The organism is Virgibacillus kimchii, from assembly GCF_055379185.1.
The window spans coordinates 263,792-283,202 of the sequence record NZ_AP043951.1; the positions used below are offsets into that span (position 1 = coordinate 263,792).

Annotated in this window: 20 protein-coding genes and 1 tRNA gene; 10 read left to right on the forward strand and 11 right to left on the reverse strand. The window is 40.3% G+C overall.

The features are described from left to right. Positions 1-804 (forward strand): NAD kinase, encoded by an 804-nt coding sequence (locus tag ACZ42C_RS01530; RefSeq protein WP_461180191.1) that lies wholly within the window; start codon positions 1-3, stop codon positions 802-804. Between the two features lie 33 nt (positions 805-837). Beyond that, positions 838-1,716 carry an RluA family pseudouridine synthase gene (locus ACZ42C_RS01535; RefSeq protein ID WP_461180190.1) on the forward strand — a complete coding sequence of 293 codons (879 nt, stop codon included), beginning with the start codon at positions 838-840 and terminating at the stop codon, positions 1,714-1,716. 191 nt (positions 1,717-1,907) lie between these two features. Here ACZ42C_RS01535 and prpE read toward each other — a convergent pair whose 3' ends face one another. Continuing rightward, a complete protein-coding gene (prpE, locus tag ACZ42C_RS01540) occupies positions 1,908-2,648 on the reverse strand; it encodes a bis(5'-nucleosyl)-tetraphosphatase PrpE (RefSeq protein ID WP_461180189.1) in 741 nt (246 codons plus the stop codon). A 206-nt stretch (positions 2,649-2,854) separates the two neighbouring features. Between prpE and mgtE the strand changes: the two genes are divergently transcribed. Further along, positions 2,855-4,237, forward strand: coding sequence for a magnesium transporter (mgtE, locus tag ACZ42C_RS01545; protein ID WP_461180188.1), 1,383 nt, complete (start codon positions 2,855-2,857; stop codon positions 4,235-4,237). 193 nt (positions 4,238-4,430) lie between these two features. Beyond that, on the forward strand, positions 4,431-4,913 hold the full coding sequence (locus ACZ42C_RS01550; RefSeq protein ID WP_461180187.1) for a CotO family spore coat protein: 483 nt from the start codon (positions 4,431-4,433) through the stop codon (positions 4,911-4,913). A gap of 663 nt (positions 4,914-5,576) precedes the next feature. On the opposite strand, the gene ACZ42C_RS01555 is transcribed toward ACZ42C_RS01550, so the two are convergent. Next, positions 5,577-6,035, reverse strand: a complete 459-nt coding sequence (locus tag ACZ42C_RS01555; protein WP_461180186.1) for a CotY/CotZ family spore coat protein — start codon at positions 6,033-6,035, stop codon at positions 5,577-5,579. Between the two features lie 192 nt (positions 6,036-6,227). Between ACZ42C_RS01555 and ACZ42C_RS01560 the strand changes: the two genes are divergently transcribed. Beyond that, a complete protein-coding gene (locus ACZ42C_RS01560) occupies positions 6,228-6,464 on the forward strand; it encodes a hypothetical protein (protein WP_461180185.1) in 237 nt (78 codons plus the stop codon). A gap of 219 nt (positions 6,465-6,683) precedes the next feature. Continuing rightward, a complete protein-coding gene (locus ACZ42C_RS01565; RefSeq protein ID WP_461180184.1) occupies positions 6,684-6,938 on the forward strand; it encodes a hypothetical protein in 255 nt (84 codons plus the stop codon). Between the two features lie 166 nt (positions 6,939-7,104). Here ACZ42C_RS01565 and ACZ42C_RS01570 read toward each other — a convergent pair whose 3' ends face one another. The 6 genes from ACZ42C_RS01570 to ACZ42C_RS01595 all read right to left on the reverse strand — a co-directional run bounded on the left by ACZ42C_RS01570 (position 7,105) and on the right by ACZ42C_RS01595 (position 13,658). Next, positions 7,105-7,809, reverse strand: coding sequence for a DUF421 domain-containing protein (locus ACZ42C_RS01570; RefSeq protein ID WP_461180183.1), 705 nt, complete (start codon positions 7,807-7,809; stop codon positions 7,105-7,107). Between the two features lie 286 nt (positions 7,810-8,095). Next, complete coding sequence (locus tag ACZ42C_RS01575) at positions 8,096-8,518, reverse strand: GNAT family N-acetyltransferase (RefSeq protein WP_461180182.1); 423 nt, start codon at positions 8,516-8,518, stop codon at positions 8,096-8,098. Further along, positions 8,515-9,033, reverse strand: coding sequence for a YjcG family protein (locus ACZ42C_RS01580; RefSeq protein WP_461180292.1), 519 nt, complete (start codon positions 9,031-9,033; stop codon positions 8,515-8,517). Before ACZ42C_RS01580 ends, ACZ42C_RS01575 begins: the two co-directional genes overlap by 4 nt. Before the next feature lie 287 nt (positions 9,034-9,320). Continuing rightward, the gene (locus ACZ42C_RS01585) at positions 9,321-10,055 is read right to left on the reverse strand and encodes an alpha/beta hydrolase (protein ID WP_461180181.1); all 735 of its coding nucleotides are present in this window, start codon (positions 10,053-10,055) and stop codon (positions 9,321-9,323) included. A 62-nt stretch (positions 10,056-10,117) separates the two neighbouring features. Beyond that, complete coding sequence (locus ACZ42C_RS01590; protein ID WP_461180180.1) at positions 10,118-11,938, reverse strand: ABC transporter ATP-binding protein; 1,821 nt, start codon at positions 11,936-11,938, stop codon at positions 10,118-10,120. After that, a complete protein-coding gene (locus tag ACZ42C_RS01595; RefSeq protein WP_461180179.1) occupies positions 11,928-13,658 on the reverse strand; it encodes an ABC transporter ATP-binding protein in 1,731 nt (576 codons plus the stop codon). Before ACZ42C_RS01595 ends, ACZ42C_RS01590 begins: the two co-directional genes overlap by 11 nt. 399 nt (positions 13,659-14,057) lie before the next feature. Between ACZ42C_RS01595 and ACZ42C_RS01600 the strand changes: the two genes are divergently transcribed. From ACZ42C_RS01600 to splB, 3 genes are all read left to right on the forward strand, one after another. Further along, a tRNA-Val gene (locus tag ACZ42C_RS01600) sits at positions 14,058-14,130 on the forward strand. A 203-nt stretch (positions 14,131-14,333) separates the two neighbouring features. Then, positions 14,334-14,585 (forward strand): transcriptional regulator SplA domain-containing protein, encoded by a 252-nt coding sequence (locus tag ACZ42C_RS01605; protein WP_461180178.1) that lies wholly within the window; start codon positions 14,334-14,336, stop codon positions 14,583-14,585. After that, the gene (gene splB / locus ACZ42C_RS01610) at positions 14,578-15,606 is read left to right on the forward strand and encodes a spore photoproduct lyase (protein ID WP_461180177.1); all 1,029 of its coding nucleotides are present in this window, start codon (positions 14,578-14,580) and stop codon (positions 15,604-15,606) included. The genes ACZ42C_RS01605 and splB overlap by 8 nt, the downstream gene beginning before the upstream one ends. Positions 15,607-15,807: 201 nt before the next feature. On the opposite strand, the gene ACZ42C_RS01615 is transcribed toward splB, so the two are convergent. After that, positions 15,808-16,773, reverse strand: coding sequence for an MBL fold metallo-hydrolase (locus tag ACZ42C_RS01615; protein ID WP_461180176.1), 966 nt, complete (start codon positions 16,771-16,773; stop codon positions 15,808-15,810). Positions 16,774-16,973: 200 nt separating this feature from the next. Beyond that, positions 16,974-17,711 (reverse strand): metallophosphoesterase, encoded by a 738-nt coding sequence (locus tag ACZ42C_RS01620; RefSeq protein WP_461180175.1) that lies wholly within the window; start codon positions 17,709-17,711, stop codon positions 16,974-16,976. A 252-nt stretch (positions 17,712-17,963) separates the two neighbouring features. Here ACZ42C_RS01620 and sda point away from each other — a divergent pair, with 252 nt between their 5' ends. Then, on the forward strand, positions 17,964-18,122 hold the full coding sequence (gene sda / locus ACZ42C_RS01625; protein ID WP_461180174.1) for a sporulation histidine kinase inhibitor Sda: 159 nt from the start codon (positions 17,964-17,966) through the stop codon (positions 18,120-18,122). Positions 18,123-18,201: 79 nt separating this feature from the next. Here sda and ACZ42C_RS01630 read toward each other — a convergent pair whose 3' ends face one another. Continuing rightward, positions 18,202-19,341 (reverse strand): response regulator, encoded by a 1,140-nt coding sequence (locus ACZ42C_RS01630; protein WP_461180173.1) that lies wholly within the window; start codon positions 19,339-19,341, stop codon positions 18,202-18,204. Between the last annotated feature and the right edge of the window lie 70 nt (positions 19,342-19,411).

The following is a 19,411-nucleotide window of genomic DNA, read 5'->3' on the forward strand; positions in this document are numbered from 1 at the left end:
TTGAAATTCAAGATTGTTTCCAGGGGAGACAAGCGGTCAAATGAAATAGAAGCGACGATGAAACAATATTTAACAGATTTTAAGCTGGAATACGACAGAGAAGAGCCTGATCTTGTCATTTCAGTCGGAGGAGACGGTACTTTTTTGGAAGCCTTCCACAGGTATATCCACCGGCTTGAAGAAACTGCGTTTATTGGAATACATACCGGTCACTTAGGCTTTTATGCAGACTGGACACCGGATGAAGTGGAGAAACTAATTATAGAGATTGCCAAGACGCCGTTTCAAATAGTGGAATATCCCTTGCTGGAGGTTATTGTACGTTCCACGACTGGCGGGAGTGAAGACCGGATTCTTGCTTTAAACGAAGCGATGATCAAAACAGCTGATGGTTCGGTTGTATTTGATGTGGAAATAAAAGGTGAACATTTTGAAACGTTCCGTGGTGATGGTTTGTGCATTTCTACACCTTCCGGCAGTACAGCCTATAATAAAGCGTTAGGTGGAGGCATTATCCATCCATCCCTTGAAGCAATTCAGCTTACGGAGATGGCATCCATCAATAATCGGGTTTTTCGTACGATTGGCTCACCGTTAATCTTGCCGAAACATCATACATGTTTATTGAAACCGAAAGTGGATCGGAGTTTTTTGGTCGCCATTGATCATTTCACGGAAACGTACACGAATGTAAAATCCATTCAGTTTCGTGTTGCTGAAGAAAGAATTCGCTTTGCGCGGTTTCGTCCATTTCCTTTTTGGGACAGGGTACGTGATTCCTTCATCGGAAATCAAAAAGCATAAATACAGATATATAAAGAAAGAGCGGGAACAGGTATGGAATGGGAAATAGATAAAGAGCATGAGGGAATGATGATTCGGGATTTTCTTCAATCGGTACACGGTTTTTCGCGTCGGATCATAAAAGGAATTAAATTTGACGGCGGCAAAATAATTGTGAACGAATCACCCGTCACCGTCCGTTATCAATTGACAGCGGGTGATAAATTAAAAATTACTTTCCCTCCGGAGGTAAAAGGGGCTTATATGCTCCCGGAGGATTTGGAGCTGCATATCGTTTATGAGGATACGGATATTCTTGTGATTGACAAGCAGCCTGGAATACCGGTTAATCCATCTTTACAGCATCCGACAGGAACCATAGCAAATGCTGTTTTGGGCCATTATGAAAAAAATGATATACCTTATACGATTCATACTGTCACCCGGCTGGACAGGGATACATCCGGGCTGATGCTGATCGCCAAGCATCGGTACAGCCATTCCATTCTTTCGGGCTTGCAAAAGTCCGGGGAAGTCCATCGGCATTACCAGGCTTTGGTGGAAGGAAGGCTTTTGGAAAAGGAAGGAACGATCGATTTGCCTATCGGGAGAAAAGAAGGTTCTATCATTGAACGGGCAGTTATGGAAAATGGGCAAAAGGCAGTATCCCATTATCAAGTAATCAGTGAATTTCCGGGTTACAGTCTTGCCCGGATTGAACTGGAGACGGGGCGAACCCATCAGATCCGTGTTCATTTTTCCCATCTCGGCCATCAGCTTCTTGGTGATACGCTTTATGGTGGAAAGCACGATCAAATAAAAAGGCAGGCTTTACACTGTGTGGAATTGGGTTTTCCGCATCCCGCCACAAAAGATTATATGCAGTTTACAACAGACCTTCCCCCTGATATGAGGGGGTTGATTACGGGGTGACCCGGGTTTTCTGTAAATAAGCTTGCGTAACTTCAACTGGAATGGTTCAGATTGTCCCCAGGACAACTGAAAAAGTTTAACCGTCACGCAAAGTGTTGCTAAACAAATAAACGGCTTATGAAATAGGGCTGACGCTCCGCCCCCATAAAATAGTTGTAAATATGCTAAACGTAATAACTTGGCCATTCATACTATGGAATCGGTCGAAATTTTTCCTCGGTAAACGGCTGTTTGGATGGTACCGAGACGGTTTCTTCTTCGGGTAATCGAAAAGCGGTTAAAGCGTTTCCGAATACACAGCCAGTATCAATATTAATCGTTTTATTAACTACCCTTGGATTTTTTACCGGAGTGTGGCCGTATACTATCCACTGGTTTCCCTTGTAATATTGAGCCCAGTCCCTTCTTACAGGGCGGCCGTCCGGATGTTTTTCTCCTGTAATATCACCGTAAAGGACAAAGGTCTTCACCTTTTTATCTGTGCGGCCGATGAGTGATTCTTTAATACCTGCATGGGCAATAATGGCTCCAGCTTCGGGGATTTCCAGGTAAAGTGGTGCTTCTTCATACAATTGTATGAAATGATTGCGGAGTGTATTTTTTTCATCGGTATTCAGCGCTTCGTATTCGGCCGCTGTAGTTTCCAGACCGTTGTTCAGTTTAACGGGGTTTCCTTTAAAAAAGCGGTATAACTTATCGCAATGGTTTCCAGGCACATAATAAGCATTTTTGTGAATGGTTACCATTTCATAAACGAGTCTGATTACCTCAATGGAAGCGGGTCCACGATCTGTAATATCTCCAAGAAAAACTGGCATTCTTTCTTCCTCATGTTCATAGCCGGAGGAAGTGCGGCGATAATTCAATTTATGAAAAAGATCATGCAGTTCCTCCAGACATCCATGAACATCTCCAATAATGTCTATCTTCATAAAAATAATGCTCCTTTCTCGGTCCTGTTTTAGAATTGCCCGATTATCCCCACTATTTATATTGTCTCATTTACAGCAAATGAAACCAAACGTATACATTTATTAATACTAAGATGCATAGAAAAATGTTAGAATGACGTTGGGAGCGGAGACCATAAAAAAAGTGTAAGCTGCTCCTTTAGGTAAAGGTAAAGGTGTGAGGAAATATGCAACCAGCAAACAAATATGATGAAAATTATGAAGTCCAGTACGAAAAACATTGGAAAAAGTTAAACAGTGCATTGGATAAGGATGATATGGGTGATTTTCGCACTGTTTTTCTTGATATGCATCCGTATGACCAGGCTGTATTTTTTACAGAACAGAAAAAAGTAGACAGGCTGCAGATTTACACTTATCTATCTCCGGAAGAAATGGCGGAAATAATGGAAAGTCTGGATCTGGAAGAGACGGTCGAATATATACCCGAGATGGATCCGCGATTTGCTTCCATGGTATTGGCAGATATGGCCGTGGACGATGCAGTCGATATTTTAAATGAACTGGATAAAGATAAGGTAGCCAGCTTTTTGACGATTATGGATAAAGAAGCTGCAGAAGACATTAAACATTTGCTGCATTATGAAGAAAAAACTGCAGGAAGTATTATGACCACTGAATTTGTTTCCATATACAAAAGCCAGACTGCCAAGGAAACGATGCAGCTATTGAAGGAAGAGGCGCCGGACGCCGAGACAATTTATTATTTATATGTGCTGGACGAGATGAAACGGTTGGTAGGGGTACTATCATTGCGTGATTTAATTATTGCTGAGGAAAACACTTTAATTGAAGAGATTATGAGTGAAAAAATTATTGCTGTTTCTGTGGCGAAAGATCAGGAAGAAATTGCACAAATGATGCGGGATTATGACTTTCTGGCCTTGCCGGTTGTTGATTTTCAGGATCACTTGCTTGGAATTATTACGGTAGATGATATTTTGGATGTTATGGAAGAAGAGGCGAGCGAGGATTACAGTAAACTTGCAGCAGTTACAGATACAGAGCGGGCAGATGATAATGCAATTATATCTGCAAGAAAACGGCTTCCATGGCTCATCATATTACTGTTTTTAGGTATATTGACAGCCAGTTTGATTGGCCGTTTTGAGGAAACCCTGAATGAAGTAGCCATATTGGCGATATTTATTCCGCTTATTGCAGGAATGGCAGGAAATACAGGGACACAGGCCTTGGCGGTGGCAGTACGCGGTATTGCAACCGGAGACTACGAGAAACAAGGAAAAATGAGGCTGTTTTTCAGGGAAGCAGGTACAGGGATGATTACCGGAACCGTATGCGGTGCACTCATCACCCTGGTTATTTTTCTATGGCAGGGAGATATCTTTTTGGGGCTGCTCGTTGGTGTTTCCATTATGCTTACCCTGATAGTGGCTACACTGGCAGGCTCCATCATTCCCATGCTGATGGACCGGCTGAATATTGACCCGGCCGTAGCCTCAGGACCTTTTATCACTACAATTAACGATATCATTTCCATCCTTATCTATTTCGGTATGGCCACCACCTTTATGGGACTATTAATCTGACTGGAACGTTCTAAAAGACTGGAAAAAAGCACAACTGACAGTACATGAAACTGACAGTGGTGCTTTTTTTATGCAAAACTGCCGAATGAAAAATAAAATGACGAAGCCAGTTTTCATGCCAGTCTCGGGATTAACATTTTATAAATGTAGGTCATATACTTTATGGAGAAGTCATGTAAAGGAGAGAAAGTGGATGGCAAATAGAAAATATGCAAGGGACCCCATGCTTTATATTCAACAACCTGGAAGTAAAAACCCTCGAGCTTCCATGCAATATAGTTATAGAACGAAAAAAGTACCTTCCAGTCAAAGTCTTGAGGGAGGAAGTATAAGAAGCCGTAATTTCATTAATGAGGAAAGAGAATTGCATGAAAGGGAAGAAAAGTTGAAGGGAGAGCAGGAAGAATCGGAAGGGGAAGACTTTTCTCCCGCAGAGGAAAATAAAAGAATAAGTTTCAATGAACGGACCTTGGAGGAAAAAATATCCTATTTCACAGATGCTCCTACTTATGCCCCTAAGAAAAGATGCGAGATAAAAACGGATAATAAAACCTATCGGGGGATTATTACAGACAGAGATGAAGAGCATGTATTTGTTCGAGTGGGAAACAGGTCAAAAGCCATGAAAATTATGATAAATGAAATAACAAGCATCAGACTTCTTGGCTTTTCGTAATTGGTAAAGAGGTTGTCGGTAAAAGTTTCCATTTTATCGGCAACTTTTTTAAATGAACTTGATTTACACACACACTTCTTTGGACAGGTCAAATAAAGACGTAACGTTTACGGTAATTAAAAAAAATTCATTATACATACAGCCTGATCAAAAAAATTGAGGCTGGGACATAACTATAACGTCTAGAAGAAATTCCGAACAAATCATGGTGATAGAGTATCACCGGCCGCTCCGGGAATACACTTCACTTTCACCACGGGCACAAGTGCGACATCTAATCAAACTCCCGTTGGTCGTTTTCTTAGTGTCTTCTTTGCCGCAGGCGGCTGATGAGCCTCCTTGCCCCGACAAGGGGTATGCCGACGTTGCCCGCAAAGGGCGTTTTTAGTCGGCCTTCATTAATGTTGCCCTGCGGGGTCTCATCGATGCCTTTTATCCTGCTGGACAAGTAACGCTTCGGCAGCATTACATCTTCGTGAGAAAATGCATAGCATTTTCAAGGAGTCTCCGTATATTCCCGGAGCTGGGCAAGTGGTTTGTTTGGTTTTTTCTCCAATAAAATTAGTTATGTCCCAGCCTCTCTATAAACAATACATTTAGCCTATCGTGTTACACCAAGCCTTTCATGTTTAATAAGCAGTGAGAGGACAGTAGATGAAAGGATTAGTTAATTGCACTTATTGCCGGGAGGCAAGTTACGTGACAGAAGCAGTCTAAGTCTACAGTTATGCATATTCCAGTAGCACGTAAGTTTTTGGTTTTCTGATCGACAGGGCTTTTCGGATCTCTGTTTTCATCTGCAGGGTCTCTCAGCAATTCAACAACAGCACAGCAATCTTTATCTACTGATTTTACACGGAAGTAAAAGCTTCCCATGACATCTCCTATACGGTCCTGCAGTGCACCATACCCCTTAAATGGTTTACAATCTTTGCAGTAAAGGATCACCGGTACCGTATCCAATCCGTTTGTTACATCAGTTTCTCCCAGTAAGTCGCTGATGGACTGCTCGCAGCTGGTATCACAGCAAGTTTCCACCACATCCTGTTGGGCGTCAGCAATTTCTCTTAGAATGTCACATACACAATTGTCAGTGACACGATCTTTTTTTCCACAACCCATGAATAATTACTCCTTTCAAGTGGTATTGACTTAGTTGTCTCTAATAGAATATGTCGTCTCCCCATGTTTGTGTAGGCATTCATAATAAGATACCTGCATAATTATTTTTAAAATTCAGGGCTGATGACCATATCGGAATAAATAATCTTACATAGACTATTATCGATAAAAATTATTTGGGAGTGATTCTATATGTCTGGTAAAAAACAGGTGATTCACGTAAAAGACCTTGTTATTAAAGCAGATAATGTCATATTAGACACACCGCAACGGCGCCGCCCGCCACGTCACCCGCTTTTTGGATTTCCGGAAGACAGACGAGAAGGAAGGCAAGAGGAAGATGAATCATCAAGCTCCGGTCTTGATTTGGAAAGCAGAGATGAAAAGGGTAAAGATGATGACGAGCGAAGACCATTTTCATGGATATAAATTAAATTCAATTGAAGCAGCTGCTCGACTGGCTGCTTTTTATTTTCTCTCTATCAGGAAGCCGTTTCAGAAGTCCTGAAACATTACTGTTCAAGTATATAAAGTACTTGACAATAAAGAAAGTAAATTTAAAATATATAAAAAGGTTTTATTTTTTCTGTAACCGGGTATAGTTAAATGAATGGTTGTTTTACAAAATCAAGGGTGGGAGGGAGCGCCATGGGTTATATTTTGCCGATCGAACATCATACTTATAAAAATTATCATAACCGCATCATCAAACAAAAAAAGAACCCATATGTGATTGAAAAACCATTCCATGTCATCCTTGAGGAAAAACATCAAAAGTTATCAAGTGAATATGATCGTATAAATAACACGTATCGAAAGGTCTCCCCGCCAAAGTCTTACACACAAAAGGAGGCAGATATGAGGTGGATGGGGAAAGGGAGGCACATCAGCCAAAAAATATAACTTGTCAAAACAAATAGCGGCCCCATTATACAGAGATATAAAATGAGGCCTATTATTAGAGGCTGAGACACAAGTGGATATTATTCAAGAAGCGAATTTCCATATAGTCTCTGTTAAAGTTCGCTTTTTCTTGTTTAGTCAGCTGTTTTTTGTAATAACTTTTTTATTAATCATAACGCTCATGGTTACGATTGACAAATGGCAGTATGAATAACTTCTTTCCTTTATTATATTCTGCATAAAAAACGTCTTCCACATTTTCGTAGTCCTGTTCTTTCAGCTGTTCCATCAGCCATTCTTCTGTCAGATTTTTTTCTTTCAAGTTATCATAAATAATTTCTCCGTCATTAATCAGGGTGGTGGACAAATCAACTTTTTGCGGCTTTACATTCAAGTCACTCCTTGTGGGTGCCTGGTAAGGAGCTTTTTTTAGAACCGAAACAGTTCCATTTGTTTCCAAAATGGCATGTTCTACTTCTTCCAATGAAAAGACATCTTTTGCTCTTAATAATATTTGCAGCTGATTAACGTCAAGGTTGTTCTTTTTCATCGTGTCACGGATCAGTTTCCCATTATACATAACCAGGTCGGGACTGCCTTCCAGTAATTTCCTTGTCCGTTTAAACTTTTGGGTGATAATTTCCGTTAAGTATAATAAACCTCCCCAAAGGGATACCACAAAAGCAATTTCGGGGATGCCAGCCTTTTCATCAAATAAAGCATTACCGACAAGTTCTCCAAGAATTAATGCAGAAATAAAGTCAAATGGAGTGATTTGGTTTATTTGCGTCTTGCCAAGTATTTTGGTGAGTGCAAATAAGGCAACGAAACCGAATAATGTATCGGCTAGCATGGATAAATAGCCTGTCACAGCGATCATCTCCTTTTTACAGTCAGCTATTAGTGTAACCGCGAAAGGAGAATGCAATGCATGTAATTAATTATCATTGGGCATCATGGATCAGAACTCATTTCAAGTTATTGGAGAAATTGAAAAGGTGATCTTCTCTGCAGAAAGTTTCCGGGAGAGTTGATGCTTCATATTAAATTGTAGCATTCAAAAGGTGATCCATATACCGAAGGAGTAAAAGTCAGAGCACTGAACCTGAAGCTGAAATGCCCCTCACTCCAACGAAGTAAGGGGCATACCAAAACCTTTATAATTCTTTTGTCATCGCAACATGCGGGATACCTGCGTCCATAAATTCCCCGGATACAGTTTGGTATCCGAGTTTTCCATAAAAGCCTTCTGCATGTGTCTGTGCATGTAGCTTCGCCTTTTTATAGCCATTTGCCATAATTTTTTCTTCCATTGCATGAATAATTTGCTGTCCATAATGTTTCCCGCGATGTTCTTTAAGAATACAAATACGTTCCAGTTTTCCATAATTATCAGCGAATCGCAGCCGACTGGCCGCAATTGGAGTTTCGGCTTCATATCCGACGAAATGAATAGCCGTCTTGTCATGTTCATCAATCTCTTCTTCAGTAGGTACTTTCTGTTCCTCTACAAATACCTTCATCCGTACCTGATAAGCATGATCAATTTCTTCTTTTGTTTCGGCTACAATTATATTCACACTTTTTCCTCTCCAAATACGAACGTTTCATGTACGGTCCATGAACCATTTTCCAGCTGATATAATAATTGGAAACGATCTACAGTATCCTCGAATTTTATATTCTTCATGCCCAACTGGCCAAAAACATCAGAATACTCATCATGGGACAGCTTTTGTGCAATGGTAATATGCGGAACGAAGGAATGCTCTTTTTCTTTCGGGAACTTCCCTTCATGCATTTTATCGTGCAGTTCCTGTAAGACCTGTATCGGTTCAACCTTAAAATAAATCGTGTTCGTTACAGGGGCAAAAGTGCTCACTTTATTTACATTAATGGTAAAAGGCTCTGTCTCATTGGCAATTTTTTTAAGTTCAACGGTCAATTCATCAATTAGCTTTTCATCTGCATAAAACGATTCTTTCAGCGTAAGATGCGGTGGTATTAATGCATAGTGAGGATCATAACGTTTTCTATATGAATTTGCTTCATCCTGTACTTCTTTTGATGGAAAAATAGCTATTCCGACTTTAATCATAAAAACCCTCCTTTAAATTTTGCGTTTGCTCGATATAAAATATAGTTCCGCATACAAGTAAAAAATCTGTTTGTGTGTTTATCCATTATAACAAATAATCTTCCATAATGAGAGCTATTTTTGGCAAGGATAACTTTTTTGCCTGAAAAATGCAACACAAGCTTGTCGTTCATTGCAAGAAGCTCTTAAAAACTGGTTTCCCGGACAGTAAAGAAGTTATAAAACATCTTCATGGTTCCTGGCACATGGGTGTGGCCCTGTAGGCTTGGTGACAACCAGGTCTTTTAAGTAAAATGACCAAACATTGTCTTCAGCAGCCGCTTCATATCTTTTTGCCAGTATTTCCATGTATGGTTACCTTCTTCCAGTTCATGATACGTATAACTTGCCCCTTTATCAACGAGAAGCTTGTTTAATTCCCGATTGGGTTCCAGGAAGTTCATAGTCTTGTTATCCGTCATTTTAACGTCGGTTTCCTTTGTGCCGATTGTATGATAAATATCCATGGAGTATAAATGACCTGTGTCCTTTACTGTATCCAGCACGGTGTCATCCACATATGGTGATTGCATAATTACTTTGCCAAACGTATTTGGATATTTGACAGCTGTCATTAGAGCAAGGGTTCCGGCAAGTGAATCTCCCATCAGTGCTCTCGTATATCCCATATTATAGGTTGGAAGTTCCTCATCAAGAAGAGGAACTGCTTCACGGACTAAAAATTTTATATAATTTTCATTTTGTTTCCCTTTAGGATGATATTTTTCCCTCCGGTCGTATCTATCCTGATAATGGATGCCGACAAATACAGTATTGGTAATTTCCCCTGCATCATGCAATCGGTCGCTTAACGTAGCGATTCTTCCCATTTGGAAGTAATCATCCCCATCCTGCATAATACATACCGTGTATTTATAAAGATCCGAGAACTTTTCCGGTTTAAATATTTTCATGGTCATTTTTTCGTTCAAATACTTACTGTCTATTTCTCTCTCTGTCATCGTCCCTTTTCTTCCCATAAATATAACACTCCAAATCTAAATTCTTCCACGCGTTTGTTCTTATCCTATTATAATCATAATTAATTGGCTTTATCTAATAATTGACCTCTGTAAAGGCCATAATAGTTGCCGCGCTGTTCCAGCAGCTCTTCATGCGTACCTTGTTCAATAATTTTTCCGTTTTCCAGCATGATGATCTGATCTGCCTCCTGAATGGTGTTCAGTCGGTGGGCGATAACGAAGCTCGTTCTTCCATGCATCAGACGTTTTAAGGCATCCTGTATTTTTAATTCCGTAATCGTATCAATATTACTTGTTGCTTCATCCAGAATAAGGATGGCAGGTTCCGCCAGCAAAGCCCGGGCAATGGTTAGAAGCTGCTTCTGCCCCTGGCTGATGCCGCTGCCTTCCTGATCCAGCATCGTGTCATAACCGTGGGGAAGTTTTTCAATAAAGTCATGGGCATTGGCATCCTTTGCAGCCTGTATTACATTCTCATCACTGGCATTCAGCCGGCCATAGCGGATATTCTCCCGAATGGTTGCGTGGAATAAAAAGCTGTCCTGCAATACAAAAGCCATGTGCCGGCGAAGGCTGGAACGCTTGATGTTTTTTAAATCTGTTCCATCCAATGTTATGTTCCCTTCATCATAGTTGTAAAAACGTGATATCAGATTAATAATCGTTGTTTTGCCTGCACCGGTATGACCGACAAAGGCAACTGTCTCTCCCGGTTTTGCTTCAAAGCTGATATCCTTTAAAATTGCCTCATCTTCATATCCGAATGAAACTTCTTTAAAAGAGATATGTCCTGCTGTTTCTGATAATTCCTTTGCATGCTCTTCATCCGTTTCTTCCTGCTTTTCATCGATGACATTAAACACCCGTTCCGCACCGGCTACAGCGGAGAGCAGCATATTAAACTGGTTGGACAGTTCATTGAGCGGTCTTGTAAACTGACGAGCATATTCGGTGAAAATAACGATCACACCGACAGTAATCCAGCCGTTAATGGCAAGAATACCACCAACAAGCGCTATTAAAGCAAAACTGAGGAAGTTCAGCATGTTCATCACTTTTGGAATGAATCCGGAAATCGTCAGTGCCCAAAATCCGGAACGGTTCAGGTTATCATTCCGCTCCTTGAACTCATTGATGACCCGCTCTTCCTGGGAAAAGGTTTTTACGATATGCTGACCGGATACAATTTCCTCAACATATCCATTTACCTCACCCAAATCATTTTGCTGCAGCTTATAAAGCGGGCCGGTTCTTCTCGTAATCCAGCGCATGCCATAGAACATGGCTGGAATAATCGACATCGTTACTACCGTAAGAAGCGGACTCAAATAAAGCATAACAGCAACCGTACCCACTAATGTCAGCACACTGGAAAAGATTTGGATCACTGACTGGTTCAATGTATTATTGACATTATCAATGTCGTTGGTGATCCGGCTCATCAATTCCCCGTGCTGCCGCTTATCAAAATAAGAGATGGGGAGCCGGTGAAACTGATGAAAGAGATCTTTCCGCAGGGAATGCACCGTATTTTGTGCAATCCCGACCATCCAGAAGTTCTGCAGGAAAATGGACAGGGAATGAAGCACATAAATAATAAACAGCCAAATGATTACTGTCAGCAAACCAGCGGTTTCCCTCGTTACGATAAAGTCATCCACTGCCATTCCAATCATAAACGGGCCTAAAAGCGCCATCGCTGAACTGATCAGCACCATGAAGATGACCAGTATCAGTCTGGCTTTTTCCCGAGCCAAATAGGACCAGATGCGTTTAATGGTTCCTGCTGTATTTTTCGCTTTTCTTTCTTTTTTAATATTAATGGTATCAAGTGGAATCTTTTCATATTGAAAAGGCTCTTTGAACTGGTTATTCTGCATATGCATACTCCTTTCCAAATTGGGATTCCACAATTTGTTTATACAATGAAGAAGATGCGAGCAGCTCATCATGTGTGCCGATTTCCAAAATCTCTCCATCATCCATGAGTAAAATGCGATCGGCGCTTTTGGCTGTAGAAATTTTTTGCGTAATAATAAGTGTTGTGCATTGATACGTCTGAATGGCCTCAAGCAAACGTGATTCCGTTGCGAGGTCCAGTGCGCTAGTGCTGTCATCCAGCATCAGTATTTTTGGTTTGCGGATGAGCGCCCTGGCAATGGAAATCCGCTGCTTTTGACCACCGGATAAATTTACCCCTTTTTGCCCGACTTTTGTCTCGTAGCTGTTGGGCAAATCCATAATTGTATCATGAATTTGCGCATCGGTTGCCGCTTTTACGATTTCCTCTTTCGTAGCACCATTTTTCCCCCAGGCAATATTATCCGTAATTGAACCGGTAAACAGGAGCGGACTTTGCGGAACATAACCAATACTCCCACGCAGTTCATCCATTTCATAGCTGCTGATATCTCTTCCATCAATAAAAATTTTACCATCTGACGGGTCATACAACCTTGGGATCAGTTGAAACAACGAAGTCTTTCCTGCACCTGTAGCACCGATCACTGCAAGCTTTTCCCGTGCCCCCACTGTAAAGGAAACATTTTTTAATGTGTTATCTTCTGCAGCAGGATATTGAAAGGAAACCTGCTGGTATTCTATCTTCCCGTCATAAACCTGTGCCCGCTTGTTTGTACTCTTCTGATTCGGGGTATCCGTATCCAGTGTAAGTACCTCGCTTAAACGGTTGGCAGATGCTTTCATTCGGGAGAAGGCCATAATAATAAATGTAAACATGGAAATCGACATGGCCACACGCATCGCATAATTTACAATCGTTACTACTTCCCCGACGGAAGTTTCGCCGGCGGTTGCCTGCACATTTCCAAACCAGATAATAAAAATCAGACTTAAATTCATGACAAATAATAAAATAGGCATGGAAGATTCAACAAATCGAAACGTTCGCCTGGTACGCACGGCAAGTTCCGTATTGGCGTCCATAAACCGCTCTTCCTCATGGTTCCTTCTAAAAAAAGCTTTTATCAGTCGCATGCCGGCAAGGTTTTCCTGCATGACACGGTTGACATTATCCACGCTTTTTTGAACTTTATCGAACATGTTTCCGGCAACCTTCAGCACCCACAAAAGAAACATAATAAGCAGGGGAACAGTCACGAGAAAAATAAGTGCCAAGCGGGCATTGACGATAAATGCCATCGTCACCCCGCCAATAACGATCAGCGGTGCTTTGGACATAATTCGCAGTGCCATGAAAATCGTATTTTGTATTTGCCGTACATCATTGGTAAATCGGGTAACCAGCCCGGATGTCGGATACATATTTAAGTTGGCAAAAGAAAACGCCTGTATTTTTTTAAATAATTTTTCCCGTATGTCCCGGGCAAATCCCCAGGCGGCATGGGAGGCGTAAAATGAATTAATAATACCGGCAACAAATGATATAAATGCAAGGCCAATCATGATACTGCCCCACATGATAATATTTCCGATGTCCTGATTCACAACCCCGTCATTAATCATCATGCCAAGGAAAAAAGGAAGCAAAAGCTCAACGGCAAGCTCCACCAGCATCAGCAGAAACGCCAGGGCGGCAGGAAGTTTATACGGCTTCAGAAAAGAAAAAACAGTTTTCAAAATGACCCTCTCCATGCTAAAAAAATAAGTGTTATTACATTATAATGTGAAAAGTCCATAGAATCCAATCTTTTATTTCGTGTTTCGAATCAATTTGCGGCAGGGAAGTGGTTATGGGGAGATTGGAGGGTTTTTTTATTGCGGGTTTGTGATTAGAGGGGGAGGTTGATTCACTGATGAAACAGGAGGGAGCGCGGGGAAGTGTGGATAAATTAAGGATAAAGGCTGGGGAAATAGAGTTGAGCGCTGATCAAACGATCGGAACTATCTTTTATATTTTATGAGAATAGCCGGTTGGTTTTGCTATAGTATAAAACATTGTGCGGTTCTATATTCTGGATTTATCTATTGACATATTCGCCCATATTTAATATATTAAGTCTAGCAACAATTTCATACGATTCCGTAGCTCAGCTGGGAGAGCGCTACCTTGACAGGGTAGAGGTCGTTGGTTCGAGCCCAATCGGAATCACTACTTTTAAAACGCCATTACCTTCATAAGAGAAGGGGTGGCGTTTTTATATCTCAAATACATTGTTTGTCAAGGCAAGAAAAAATGCAATGATGAATACCCTTGATGTTGAACTTCTTTATTTTAACACCCCCTAAACATAATTTGCCAAACATGCGGAAACAATAAGTGATACTAAAAATAAAGAAGTTAGGTGGTATCATATGGAACATCAATTTGAACCGGGTGAAGTTGTGTATGTCATCATTCGAAATCCGCATGCGCAGGATGTTGCTCATGTTCAGCAGGCAGCCATTGTGCAGCATCCCGAAAAACCTAATGAATTGGCGCTTTTTTCACATGAACACTATTATCCACTTACAGATGAATTTGCCGTTTTTCCTACAGAAGATGAGGCTGAAGCGGCGTATCAAGAAGCGTTTGGCAGTATAGAAGATGGTGAATTCCATGGTTAAGCCGTTTATGCCTCAATTGGTTTATGCAGAACCTCGGGCATTGGAATACCCAAATGGAAAGCGGCTGATTTCAAAATTTGAGGATATGGGAATAGAAATACGCAAAACAACTTCACATAATCAAATACGCAATCTGCCAGGGGAAAATCGCTTTCAAAAATATCGTACCGCCAAGTCCACATTAGTGGTAGGTGTGCGGAAAACATTGAAATTTGATACTTCCAAACCCTCGGCCGAGTATGCCATCCCGCTTGCGACAGGATGTATGGGGCATTGTCATTACTGCTATTTACAAACGACGATGGGCAGTAAACCATATATACGAACCTATGTGAATGTGGATGAAATTTTTGACGCTGCTGAAAACTATATGAATGAACGGGCACCGGATAGTACAAGATTTGAAGCATCCTGTACATCTGACATTGTGGGTGTGGATCATTTAACGCATCATTTAAAACATGCTATTGAATTTTTTGGTAAGTCTGAACACGGAAAGCTCAGATTCGTTACAAAGTTTGCACATGTGGATCATCTGCTCGATGCAGATCACCGTGGCAAAACCCGCTTTCGTTTCAGTATAAATGACGATTATATCATCAAATACTTTGAACCGGGGACCTCCAGATTACATGAACGTATAGAAGCAGCAGCGAAAGTAGCTGAAGCCGGGTATCCATTGGGCTTCATTGTGGCCCCCATTTACCTGCATGACAACTGGGAACAGGGGTACTTGGAAATGTTTGAAAAACTGGAAGCTTCTCTGCCCACGTATGCGAGGAAGAATTTGACTTTTGAAATGATCCAGCACCGTTTTACGAAGCCTGCTAAACGGGTGATCCAGGAAAACTATCCGATGACAAAATTGGAATTGGATGAATCTAAGCGGAAAACAAAATGGGGACGATATGGCATTTACAAATATGTATACAAGGATAAAGAGCAGGAAGCAATAAAAGGTACGATAGGCGGCTATGTGAGACGCTTTTTTCCTGAGGCTGAAATTGAATATTTCACGTAATGTGCTCCATTGGAGGGGCTTCTCAAACATCCCGATCAATACAATAGCAGCGCGTTTCATTCTCGGTTTATGAACCTGATAAATTATTACCGTGTTGCTGTTTTATACTATAATTCCTGGAAGAGTTCTTCTTTCTCTTCCAGGAAGCATCGTACAGTTCTTGGGTATTTTCATCCGCTTATTTCATAGTGCCCTTTTCTCTCATCGTTTAAGAGCATAATGCCAAACCCCATTGATCATCTCTTTCGTAATCTGTTGTTTTTCTTCCAGATAATCCAAATGTCCGACTATTTCCGACATTACTAAGGAAAATTGGTTGTGATATATTTTTTCATAATACGATTTGGCTATTTCACTCCCGGTGACATTTCCGTCCAGTATAGTTTTCTTTAGCTTTTCAGCTTTTCTGTCAATACCGACCAATCGCTTCTTCAGTAATTCATCTGGTTCTTCTATGACTTTACCGTGGCCTGAATAAACTCTTGCAAGATGCAGAGCCTGGATTGTCTCCAGTGACTTTTTATGCTGGCTCACAGTAGGCAGGCGTTTGCCTGAATAATCCGGTTCAATTAATGCATTACTGGAGATGTGTTCGATTAATAAATCACCGGAAAAAAGCTCTCTTTCATTTTTATCAAATAATGCAATCTGGTCTGGCGCATGTCCTGGTACTTCAATAACTTTGAAGACTTCATGCTCTTTTCCAATTGGGATTATCTCAGGTTTAATGGACTGTGCACTGTTTTTTTCAATAGCCTCTTTTAAATGGGCTGTCTGCTTTTCTCCTTCCTCTCCACATCCCATTTCACGATAAAGTTGCGCAAAAAAATCTACTCTCATTTCGAGAAAATCCCGATCTCTTTTTAGCCGGGGAATGGCTTCCTCGGAAGCGTAAACAGGAATCGGATGTTTGTCCGTAATCCCATTGACAAGTCCAACGTGGTCAACGTGATTATGCGTTAGAATGATCTCAGTAAGATCATTCAAAGAGAATCCATTTTCTTGTAAAACGGTATGTAACGCTTCTCTGTTTTTCTCATTAGGCAAACCGGCATCAACGAGCATCAGCGATCGGCTTGTTTCAATTAAATAAAAATTTATTGATTTTAAAGTAGAATTCACATCTACCATGATGGGATGAATTTTATATCTTTTGTTATTTGACACAAGCGGTGACTCCTTCCAAGTTAAGCTATCCATTCATTTAACTATATACAGTGTAACATTGTTCCGAATATTTGGTGTAAATGTAAGCCTGACAGGATAAAGTTTGTTGGCTTCAGTCGTTGTGAATCGTTATATTAGAAGGGCCTGTATCCTTTGATGGAGGGCTACAGACACCTATATTGACCGGACTTTCCAGCTGTTCATTGATTTTCATTACGGACCCGGATCAAACTGAACTGGCTTTTATTGAGAAATCGTACTGGAGCAAGACTTGTGCCGAGGCCGCTGTCTATATATAAATACCTGTTTTCTCCTATTTCAAAAACTCCCTTATCAAACTTTGGAAATAATCCTTGTCCCGGAGCAACTACAGCACCAATTAATGGCAGCCTGACCTGACCTCCATGTGTGTGGCCACTTAAAATAAGATCAGCCGGTATGTCTGGATATTTTTTTATGGTGGAAGGTGAATGGGAAAGCAGGATCGTATATAATTCCTCTTCCAATCCAGAAAATGTTTTTTCCATATCTTCATGTTCCGTCGAAGCATCATCAATTCCCGCAAGATTTATTTCCATCTGTTTGGTTATTATTTTTATGTGTTGATTATTTAATATCCGAACATTTCTTTGCTGAAGTCCCTGGAATAAATGCTCATAACCCGGATTGCCCCATTCATGATTGCCGGACACGAAGAAAACTTCTGGATGAAAGGCAGTAATGCGTTCAGTCAGCGAAAATACAGATTTGAAGTTGTATGTATTTCTATCGATGAAATCACCTGTAATAACAATAATGTCCGGATCTACATTTCTAAAAGCTTGAATTAGCTTTTCGTTGTTCTGATCAAAAACCTTGTTATGTAAATCACTGATTTGCACAATTGTAAATTCGGCTCCCACAGGAATTTTTTCTGTATGAAACGTACCAGTATTCACTTTAAAGTCATTCGTATCGGCATGAATTTTTTGCAGGGAAAAATAGCATTAATGCTCTCAGGAAAAGGTATACGAGTAATCTTCTCATTTTGCACCGCCTGTCTACGTCATGGGTAAGGCTCGTTCGCTGGGCCTAACAGATAAGCACACTTCTCATTTTATTATAATTGAGTATACTGGAGTCAATTATATGTTTAGAAGTTGTAGAGGCAAAGATTGTATCCTGAGATAAAAAATGAAGGATGAATTACTTTGAATTCTGATAATTGCTTTAAAAGAAGTATTCAATATCCTACATTAAGTGACGAACAACTATTAGAGGCATATACCAAAGCAGCGAAGTTAAATCTTGATTATCGTTTCATATATATGCTTGAAAATGAAATTGCAAATCGTAAAATAAAAAAATGATGTATGGGCGTTAATAAGAAAGCCGTGATGTTATTAACAGTGCTTTGATGCAGATGGCAATAAGAATAGGCCCTTCCTATCAGGTTGGGCTTTCCATGCCTTGTATACTTTTCCATTGTTTAAACCACTTTACTATATTTGGACTGACTTCTAAACCAAGTTCCTTCAGCGCATTTGTTAATTCTTTAAACTGTCTTTCTATTTGTAATCCATAACCCTGCTTTTCATATAATTTCATTAATGAAAAGTGGGCATCTTCTTCTTCCGGTGCTGTGCTACAGATCTGCACATACCAGTTTTGCGCATTTTCCAAATAATCATGTTTAGAATAATAACCTGCTATCTGATAAGCAGCTTTCAGCCAAAGCTGCTCTAATCGATACCGTTCTGCTTCCGCCCACAAATAATCGTATTCCTGTAAAAAAGCTCCCGAATATAGTTTCATATTTTCTTCATAAGCATCAATCGTTTCGCCAGTAAGTGGGGGAGCGGTCTTTAAATTCTTTTCCCATTCTACAAGGTCAATGAACAAATTTTCTATGTACAGGGTATAGCCTTCTCCCATGTTTTTTATGGTGAAATGCGAACTGTACTTCTTCAGTGTTTTCCGTATGTGATAAATAGCTGTATATAATTGGGAGTATGCTCTAGCCTCCTCGAAATCTGTCCACAATAATTCAACAAGTTCGGATTTACGAATCGTTTTGCCGTAGTTGTGAAGTAGATAGAGAAATAATTCCTGGGATTTGGTTGTCCGCCATTGAAGGAATTCAGGAATGTCTCTTGTTGCTTCAAAACTCAGTTCTCTGGCTACATTTACTCTCAGCATTTTATTTTTCGCAGGTTTATGTATTTGAGGACTTAACTTTGATTCAACTCTTTCCAGCGTTTTTTTCAAACGCTCCAATTGAATGGGTTTAAGAACATAGTCCAGTGCATTTAACTCGAAGGCCTGGACAGCAAATTCATTAAACGCCGTAACAAAAACAATTAAAACGTTAGCATTTATTTCAAGTATTTTTTCAGCAAGCTCAAGGCCATTCATTTCGGGCATATCAATATCTAAAAAAATAACGTCAACTTCCTGCAGGAGTGAAGTATTCTTCTTGATGTTCATGTTATTAAATTTTCCGATGACTTTAATACCACCAATTTTATTCAATTGGTGCTCCAGGAAATCTAAAGCAAGTGCTTCATCATCAACAAGAATGGCTTTCACAAAGACCCTCCTTCAATGAAATTTCTTCTCGTCATTTGAAAAAAATTAATCTTTTAGCCCCATTATACAA